The 8,143-nt window shown below is 68.6% G+C and carries 9 protein-coding genes; 5 read left to right on the top strand and 4 right to left on the bottom strand.

The window, feature by feature from the left end; all coding sequences use genetic code 11:
• The 4 genes from B2Y21_RS01170 to B2Y21_RS01155 all read left to right on the top strand — a co-directional run.
• A partial coding sequence (locus tag B2Y21_RS01170) for an alanine racemase (protein ID WP_292056158.1) occupies positions 1 to 360 on the top strand: 360 nt, incomplete at its 5' end.
• Positions 361 to 422: 62 nt separating this feature from the next.
• Positions 423 to 1,109: a response regulator transcription factor gene (locus tag B2Y21_RS01165; RefSeq protein ID WP_003166566.1), complete on the top strand. Its 687-nt coding sequence runs from the start codon at positions 423 to 425 to the stop codon at positions 1,107 to 1,109.
• A 7-nt stretch (positions 1,110 to 1,116) separates the two neighbouring features.
• Entirely contained in the window at positions 1,117 to 2,058 is a 942-nt protein-coding gene (gcvA, locus tag B2Y21_RS01160; RefSeq protein ID WP_292056156.1) for a transcriptional regulator GcvA, read from the top strand.
• A 95-nt stretch (positions 2,059 to 2,153) separates the two neighbouring features.
• Positions 2,154 to 2,276, top strand: a complete 123-nt coding sequence (locus tag B2Y21_RS01155; protein ID WP_256375772.1) for a hypothetical protein — start codon at positions 2,154 to 2,156, stop codon at positions 2,274 to 2,276.
• 7 nt (positions 2,277 to 2,283) lie between these two features.
• Here the strand turns inward: B2Y21_RS01155 and B2Y21_RS01150 are convergent, their stop codons facing one another.
• A complete protein-coding gene (locus B2Y21_RS01150; RefSeq protein ID WP_292056155.1) occupies positions 2,284 to 3,192 on the bottom strand; it encodes a hypothetical protein in 909 nt (302 codons plus the stop codon).
• A gap of 87 nt (positions 3,193 to 3,279) precedes the next feature.
• Here B2Y21_RS01150 and B2Y21_RS01145 point away from each other — a divergent pair, with 87 nt between their 5' ends.
• Positions 3,280 to 4,713 (top strand): SLC13 family permease, encoded by a 1,434-nt coding sequence (locus B2Y21_RS01145; RefSeq protein ID WP_292056152.1) that lies wholly within the window; start codon positions 3,280 to 3,282, stop codon positions 4,711 to 4,713.
• 7 nt (positions 4,714 to 4,720) lie between these two features.
• Here the strand turns inward: B2Y21_RS01145 and xth are convergent, their stop codons facing one another.
• From xth to B2Y21_RS01130, 3 genes are all read right to left on the bottom strand, one after another.
• Positions 4,721 to 5,518, bottom strand: a complete 798-nt coding sequence (gene xth, locus B2Y21_RS01140; RefSeq protein ID WP_292056150.1) for an exodeoxyribonuclease III — start codon at positions 5,516 to 5,518, stop codon at positions 4,721 to 4,723.
• Between the two features lie 229 nt (positions 5,519 to 5,747).
• Complete coding sequence (locus B2Y21_RS01135) at positions 5,748 to 6,389, bottom strand: LolA family protein (RefSeq protein ID WP_292056147.1); 642 nt, start codon at positions 6,387 to 6,389, stop codon at positions 5,748 to 5,750.
• A gap of 294 nt (positions 6,390 to 6,683) precedes the next feature.
• Positions 6,684 to 8,143, bottom strand: a 1,460-nt coding sequence (locus B2Y21_RS01130; RefSeq protein WP_292056145.1) for a DNA translocase FtsK, incomplete at its 5' end; no start/stop codon positions are given.

The following is an 8,143-nucleotide window of genomic DNA, read 5'->3' as shown; positions in this document are numbered from 1 at the left end:
GCCGCCCTGGCCGCCGCCGCGCGCAAGACGGGCCGTCGCCCTCGCGTGCTGGTTCAGGTCAATACGGGCGCTGAGCCGCAGAAGGCGGGCGTCCTGCCGGACGACGCCGACGCCCTGATCGCCGCCGCGCGCGACGTTCACGGCCTGACGGTCGAAGGGCTGATGTGCATTCCCCCGGCCGATGAAGACCCCGCGCCGCATTTCGCCCTGCTGGCTGCGATCGCCGCCCGCAACGGCCTGAGCGTCCTGTCGATGGGCATGAGCGGCGACTATCTGACGGCGATCGAGGCGGGCGCGACCCATGTTCGAGTGGGTTCGGCCCTGTTCGGGGAACGAAATATGGTCCCTGGGGCCTCTTAGGACGCAATATCGCGTTTGGCGCCCTTGGCGTCGGGCCCAAGCCTCGCCATTCTAAAGAGACCATGCGCACGCCCAAGACCATTCTGATCATCGATGACGACAACGACCTGCGCGAGGCCTTGGCCGAGCAGTTGGCGCTTCACGAGGAATTCCGCCCGGCCCAGGCTGCGACGGCGACCGACGGCGTGCGCCAGGCCAAGGAGGCGCGGGCCGATCTGATCCTGCTCGACGTCGACCTGCCCGACATGGACGGCCGCGAGGCTTGTCGCCTGATCCGCAAGGCGGGCGTGTCCACCCCGGTCATTATGCTGACGGCGCAGTCGTCGGATTCGGACGCCATCCTGGGCCTCGATTCCGGCGCCAACGACTATGTCACCAAGCCCTTCCGCTTCGCGGTGCTTCTGGCGCGCATCCGCGCCCACCTGCGCAGCCACGAACAGTCCGAGGACGCCGTCTTCCAGGTCGGCCCCTATGAGTTCCGCCCGGCCTCCAAGCTGATGGTCGACGACAAGGGCAAGAAGGTCCGGCTGACCGAGAAGGAAACCAACATCCTCAAGTACCTCTATCGCGCCGGGGCCAAGCCGGTGTCGCGCGAAGAGCTGCTGACCGAGGTCTGGGGCTACAACGCCGGGGTCACCACCCACACCCTGGAAACCCACATCTATCGCCTGCGTCAGAAGATCGAGGTCGAGCCGGGCCAGGCCCGTCTGCTGCTGACCGACGCCGGCGGCTACCGCCTCCAGCCCTGACCCTCAGATGAGCGAGCGTCGCCCGACCCCGCCGCTGGTGGCGCTTCGGGCGTTCGACGCAGCCGCCCGCCTCGGCAGTTTCCGCGAGGCGGCCGAGGAGCTGGGCGTCACCCCCGGCGCCGTCAGCCGCCATGTGAAGGCTCTGGAGATGCGGCTGGGCCTGCGCCTGTTCGACCGTTTCAACCGCTCGGTGCGCCTGACCGCCGACGGCAAGCGCCTGGCCCAGGGCGTGGCCGACGCCTTCGAGCGGCTGGAAAGCGCGCTGGAGGCCGTGCGCCCGGGTCGTTCGCGCCAGCTGCGCATCACCGCCCTGCCGTCGCTGGCCAGTAAATGGCTGTCGCCGCGCCTGCATCGCTTCAGCGAGGAAAATCCGGATCTGGATCTGATCGTCTTCGCCGAGGACCGCATCGCCGATCTGTCGAACGGCGAGGCTGACGTGGCCCTGCGCTACGGCGAAGGCCCCTATCCGGGCCAGGTGGCGCGGCGGCTGGTCAATGAGCGGCTGATCCCGGTCTGCGCCCCGTCCTTCGCCGCCGTGCGGCGGTTGAACCAGCCGTCCGACCTGCTGGACGTGGTGCTGATCCACGAGACCTGGCACGACATGCCCTACGCCGACCGCATGGGCTGGAAGGCCTGGTTCGAAAGCGCCGGGGTTGATGATCCGCGCGTGAACCACCTGCGCGGCCCCCATTTCAGCCACAGCCATCTGGCGCTGGAGGCGGCCCTGTCGGGACGCGGCGTGGCCCTGACCTCGGCGCCTCTGGCGGCGGACGACCTGCGCGAGGGGCGGCTGATCCAGCCGGTCGATCACGCCCTGACCAACGACCTGGCCTATTGGGCGGTGGTCCTGCCCGAACGCGCGGACGAACCCAAGCTGCGGCGCTTCCTCAACTGGATCGTGGCCGAATCGCGGCTGGATGAGGACGCAGATGCGGATCGGGTGATCTGAAGTCACTTGAGGCGGCCTAACCGTGGTTTGTCCCCGGCGGCCGCGCTTCCTATCTTGAGACCGTTCGGAACTCCCCCGCCGAAAGGAACCAAGTCATGAAACTCGTGCATCCCCGCGCTTCGAGCTTCTCGTTCGAAGGCATCGTCGTCTTCACCGGCAGCGTCACCCTGATCCTTCTGGGCGTGCTGGCCGGCGCCAAGCTGCTGGGCGCAGCCTGAGCCTAACTCAACGCGGGCGCCATTCGCTGAGAAGGGCGCCCGTGGCCCCATCCTCGAAGGCCAGCCGGTCCAGCCGCAGCGCGGCGACGCAGACCGGACGGGCTTCGGCGTCCTTCTGGACGCAATGGACGGCCTTGCCGTCCGCGAAGGCGGTCAGCCGACCTTCCAGCCGCAGCGCATAGCCGCCCGGCGCCGGCGTCGGCGCGACGCCCTTCTCCCCCCGAATGACATGGACATAGGCCTGGCCCTGACGACGGCCCAGGCGTGAGCCGCCCGTTTCAAGCACGGCGGCCAGCCCGGCTGTGCGTTCCGGCTGGACGATTGGCGCCGCCGTGACGTCGTCAACGGTCTTGGCCTCAGCCGTCTTGCCCTCGGCGGGCGTCTTGATCGCCGTTTGAGCCGGCGAAGGCGCGAGATCCGGGGCGGGAGCGGCCAGAGCTGCTGACGCCGGACAGGCGTCCAGGCCGCTCCATGGCCGGGCGATCCAGAAACCTTCGACAGCCTCCCACTTGTCGACCGCTCCTTCGCGGGTCGCGGGGACCAGCGCCGACGCGCCCAGGTCTTCCGGCGTGACCGTCAGGGTCAGGCTTCCGTCTGCATTGCGAACGAGGCGGGGCAGGCCGCCGACCTCGCTGACGACGGCCGCCTCGCCGCCGCAACCGAAGGGCAGGCGCACTGACACCGTTCGGCCGGTCAGGGCCGCGTCGCGGGTCTGGCCGTCGGCCAGGGCGGTTCCGGCCTCGCTCAAGGCGGCCAGCAGGGCGGCGCGGTTCAGGGTGGAGTCCAGCACGACCGTCGGCGGCGGGGCCGGCTCCGCAGGCGCGGCCGGCTCCGGCGGTCGCTGGCACCAGGTCAGAAGCGGCAAGGCCGCCGCCAGGGCGAGCGGCGCGGCGAGACGGGTCGTTGTGATCGACATGGAACCAGCCTAACACGGGAAACGCTGATTGACGCCCCGACCCGTGATCGTGGTCGCGGCTGGGCTGAAAGAGGGGGTCTTGCGCGGGTGACGCTGGACCAAATTATCGCGCTCATCGTTCTGATCGCCGTGGTCGGGCTGATGATCCACGGGCGGATGCGTTCGGACGTGGTGGCGCTCAGCGGCGCGGCGGCCTTGCTGCTGTTCGGCGTGGTGCGCCCGGTCGAGGTGCAGAGCGCCTTCGCCAGCCCGGCGGTCATCGCCCTGGCCGGGCTGTTCGTCATCGCCTACGCCATCGAGCTGTCGGGCCTGCTGGGGTTGATGATCCGCAAGGCGACGTCCTTGTGTCGGCGTTTCGGCGCGACGGGCATCTGGGTGGTGATCGGCCTGTGCGGCTCGGTCGGCGGCTTTCTGAACAATACGCCGGTGGTGGTGCTGGCCGCGCCGGTCGTGCGCGACATGGCCAAGTCGCTGAAGCTGTCGCCCAAGCGGTTTCTGATGCCGCTCAGCCATGTGACGGTGCTGGGCGGCCTGCTGACCCTGATCGGCACCTCGACCAATCTTCTGGTCAACGACATGGCGCGCAACGCCGGTCAGCCGGTGTTCAGCCTGTTCGAGATCACGCCTGTGGGCCTGGTCATCGCCCTGGTCGGCGGGCTGTGGCTCTATTTCTTCGGCGCGCGCCAGCTGGGCCGTACGGCGACCGCCGAAGAAGAGGCCGAGGCCGAACGCGAGCGACAGGAGGCCGAGGCTCGCGCCTTGGCGGACGCCCGAACCCGGACGAAGTCGGCGCGCCTGGGTCGTTGGCGTCTGCCTTTCGCCTTGCCCAGCCTCATGCATCTGGGCGAAAGCCGAAGCCAGCGCGACGGCACCGGCGACGCCCATCTGGGCGACGTCGACCTCTACGCCTCGGCCGACCGGCCCTTGCAGTGGAAGCGGGCGCTGATCGCCCTGGCCGTGTTCGTGATGGTGGTGGCGGCGGCGGGGCTGGGGATCGCGCCCATCGCGGCGGCCGCCTTCGCCGGAGCGGTGGCCCTGATCCTGCTGGGCGTGCTGACGCCGGAAGAGGCCTATTCGGGCCTGAAGCCGGACATCCTGCTGCTGATCGCCGGCATGGTGGTGGTCGGCACGGCGATCGAGGTGACGGGGCTGGCGGCGCAGGGCGCGGGCCTGCTGATCGAGGTGATCCGCCCGTTCGGGCCTCTGGGCGCCCTGATCGTGCTCTACGGCGTGACCCTGTTCGCGACCGAGCTTCTGTCCAACGCCACGGTGGCGGTGCTCGTGACGCCGATCGCGGTCGCCCTGGCCGAGAGCCTAGGGGTCGATCCGCGTCCCTTCCTGGTGGCGGTGATGATGGCCGCCTCGGCCGCCTTCGCCACGCCCTTCGGCTATCAGACCAACGTCCTCGTCTATCAGATGGGCGGCTACAGCTACATGGACTTCGTCCGCGTCGGTACGCCGCTGAACCTGATCACCTGGGCGGCGGCCATGGTCGCCATCCCGATCTTCTTCCCCTTCTGAGGCGGCCTCAGACGTCCAGGTCCATCACGACCGGGGCGTGGTCGCTGGGCCGTTCCCATTCGCGCACGGTGTCGAGGATGCGGGCGCTGCCCTTGACCACGGCGGGCGTCAGGCCGGGCGAGGTCCACAGGTGGTCCAGCCGCAGGCCTCGGTTCGACTTGCGGAAGTCCTTGGCGCGATAGCTCCACCAGCTGGCCAGCTTGACCGGATCGGGGATCTGGTCGCGCACCACATCGGCGAAACCGCCCGCGTCCTGAAGCCGATAGAGCGTCTCGACCTCGCCGGGGGTGTGGCTGACGACCTTGGACATGAAGCGGTGGTTCCAGACGTCGTTCTCGCCCGGCGCGATATTGAAATCCCCGGCCAGAACGAGAGGACGCTGGCGGTCGCGGGTCTTCATCTCGGCGGTCAGCCGCTCATAGAAGTCCATCTTGTGATCGAACTTGGGGTTCAGCGCCCGGTCCGGCAGGTCGCCGCCCGCCGGGATGTAGAAGTTCTGCACCTCCACCCCCTCGACCACGGCCGAAACGCAGCGGGCGTGGCCTTCGCGGCAGACATCCAGCTTGGGGCTGTCGACGATGGGCAGGCGGCTGGCGATGGCCACCCCGTGCCAGCCCTTCTGGCCGCCGATCCGCAGGTAGGGCAGGCCCATGTCGATGAAGGCCTGACGCGGGAACTGGTCCTCGGTGCATTTGATCTCCTGCAGGCACAGGACGTCCGGGGCGTTCTCGGCGACGAAACGGGCGACCTGATCGATGCGCAGGCGGACCGAGTTGATGTTCCAGGTGACGATGCGAAGACTCATGCCAGCGGGCTTAGCAGCTTGGCGGGGCGGGGTCTAAGCCGGTTGTGGCGTGCATTAAAAAAGCGCCCGGAGCGACGTCCGGGCGCATGAAGTTCGTCTCTCTCGCCGCCAGGCGGGGATGAATCCGTGGCGGGCGGGACGGCCGCCGCCGTCCTGTGCCCAAAGTGTCACGCCCGGCGAAAAAGGTCAAACTGTCACAAATTCGCCCTGCTTCTTTTTTGGCGGCGGATCAGTTGCGGCGGCTGCGACGGGTCGGGTCGCGCAGCTGGAACAGGCTGGCGGCCAGGCCCGGCGCCGGTTGCAGCGTGGTCAGCTGGACCCGCGTACGCGACCCTTGCGCGTCGGTGATGGTCCATTCCTGCAGGCGCACGGGCGAACCGGCGAAGGCCAGGATGACCGAGCCTTCGTTGGGGCGGCGCGCGTCGCGGGCGGTGATGGCGAAGGCGCCGGAGTCCATGCGCGTGATCCGATCGATCTTCACGCCCTGATCCAGCCGGACCTCGCGCGCCAGGAAGGTGGACAGCGGGGTCTGGCCCAGCGGCGCCTGACGGAAGACGTTCAGGCGCGGATCCCAACGGCTGACGTTATTGCCGTCGGCGACGACCAGAAGGCCCGCAGGCTCGGTGTACTCGAACCGCATCTTGCCGGGACGTTGCAGATAATAGCGGCCGGTGCGGCGCTGATTGTTCGGCCCGGTCTCGACGAACGTCCCCTGGGCCGTGGTCATGGCGGTCAGATAGGTCTGGGCTTGGCGCAGCACGGCCTGATCGTCGGCCGACAGCCCGGCCTGCGCCAGGACGGCGGCGGGGGCGGCGGCGAGCGCGACCAGGGCGGCGGAGCCGAGGCCGAAGGCGCGGCGGGAAATGCTCATGTCTTTTCTTCTCCCGTTCTGAACGGTTTTCGACCCGGTGAGGGTGGGGGCTTCATCCGGCAGGCTGATGACGCCAGCCTGACCATATTCCGGCGCTCCGATGAAGCGGCGTTCATTGTTTTAGTGTCCTAGCGCTCGCCGCGCGGCGGCTCGCTGCTTGAGGACGTGAGGCGTTTAAGCGTCAGCCGAGGCGTGTTGTTCCTCGTCGTGCGCGATTGGCGCTGAAGCAGCGAGCCGCTGCGCGGCGAGCGATAGCGCCCGGCGGCAAAGCCGCCGCTTCGGCTACCAAGCCGATCACACCATAGGCGGCGGCCCGGCCAGCACCTCACGTTTGCCCGCATGGTTCGCCGGGCTGACGACGCCTTCCTGCTCCATCCGTTCGATCAGGGTTGCGGCGCGGTTATAGCCGATCTGCAGACGGCGCTGGACGTAGGAGGTCGAGGCCTTGCGGTCGCGCGTGACCACGGCCACGGCGCGGTCATACAGGTCGTCGCCGGTGCCGCCGCCTTCATCGCCCATTGCGCCGTCGCCGTCTCCGTCCGGCTCGTCGGTGATCAGGTCGAGGTATTCCGGCTCGGCCTGGGCCTTCAGGTGTTTGCAGACGTCCTCGACCTCCTGGTCGCCGACGAAGGGGCCGTGCAGGCGGGTGATGCGCCCGCCGCCCGCCATATAGAGCATGTCGCCCTGACCCAGCAGCTGCTCGCCGCCCTGTTCGCCCAGGATGGTGCGGCTGTCGATCTTCGAGGTGACCTGGAAGGAAATCCGGGTCGGGAAGTTGGCCTTGATGGTGCCGGTGATGACGTCCACCGACGGGCGCTGCGTCGCCATGATCAGGTGGATGCCCGCCGCGCGCGCCATCTGGGCCAGACGCTGGACCGCGCCTTCCACGTCCTTGCCCGCGACCAGCATCAGGTCGGCCATCTCGTCCATGACCACGACCAGATAGGGCATGGGTTCGGGGCGGATCTTCTCGCTCTCGTAAACCGGGCGACCCTGTTCGTCGAAGCCGGTCTGGACTGTGCGCTCGAAATGCTCGCCCTTTTCCTGGGCCTCGCGGGCGCGCTCGTTGTAGCTGGCGACGTTGCGGACGCCGAGCTTGGACATCCGGCGATAGCGGTCCTCCATCTCGCGCACGGTCCACTTCAGGGCCACGACCGCCTTCTTGGGATCGGTCACGACCGGCGCCAGCAGGTGCGGGATGCCGTCATAGACCGACAGTTCGAGCATCTTGGGGTCGATCATGATGAAACGGCACTCGGCGGGCGAGTGGCGATACAGAATCGACAGGATCATGGCGTTGACCCCGACCGACTTGCCCGAGCCGGTGGTGCCCGCGATCAGCAGGTGGGGCATCCGCGCCAGATCGGCCACATAAGGCTCGCCGCCGATGGTCTCGCCCAGCGCCAGCGGCAGCAGATGGCTCTTCTTGTCGTATTCGCCGGACGCCAGCAGGTCGCGCAGGAAGACCGTCTCGCGCTTGGCGTTGGGCAGTTCGATGCCGATGGCGTTGCGGCCCTGAACCACGGAAATGCGGCAGGCGCGGGCCGACATGGAGCGGGCGATGTCGTCGGCCAGCGCCACAACGCGGCCGTGCTTCACGCCGGGCGCGGGCACCAGTTCATACAGGGTGACGACGGGGCCGGGGCGGATCTGGTCGATCTGGCCGCGCACGCCGAATTCCTGCAGCACGCCCTCCAGCATCTTGGCGTTGGCCTTTAGCGATTCCTCGTCGACGGCGCCGCCGCGCTGGCCGG

This window comes from Brevundimonas sp. UBA5936, from assembly GCA_002430835.1.
In the GTDB taxonomy this organism is placed as follows: domain Bacteria; phylum Pseudomonadota; class Alphaproteobacteria; order Caulobacterales; family Caulobacteraceae; genus Brevundimonas.
This window is presented reverse-complemented; position numbering and strand designations above follow the sequence as displayed.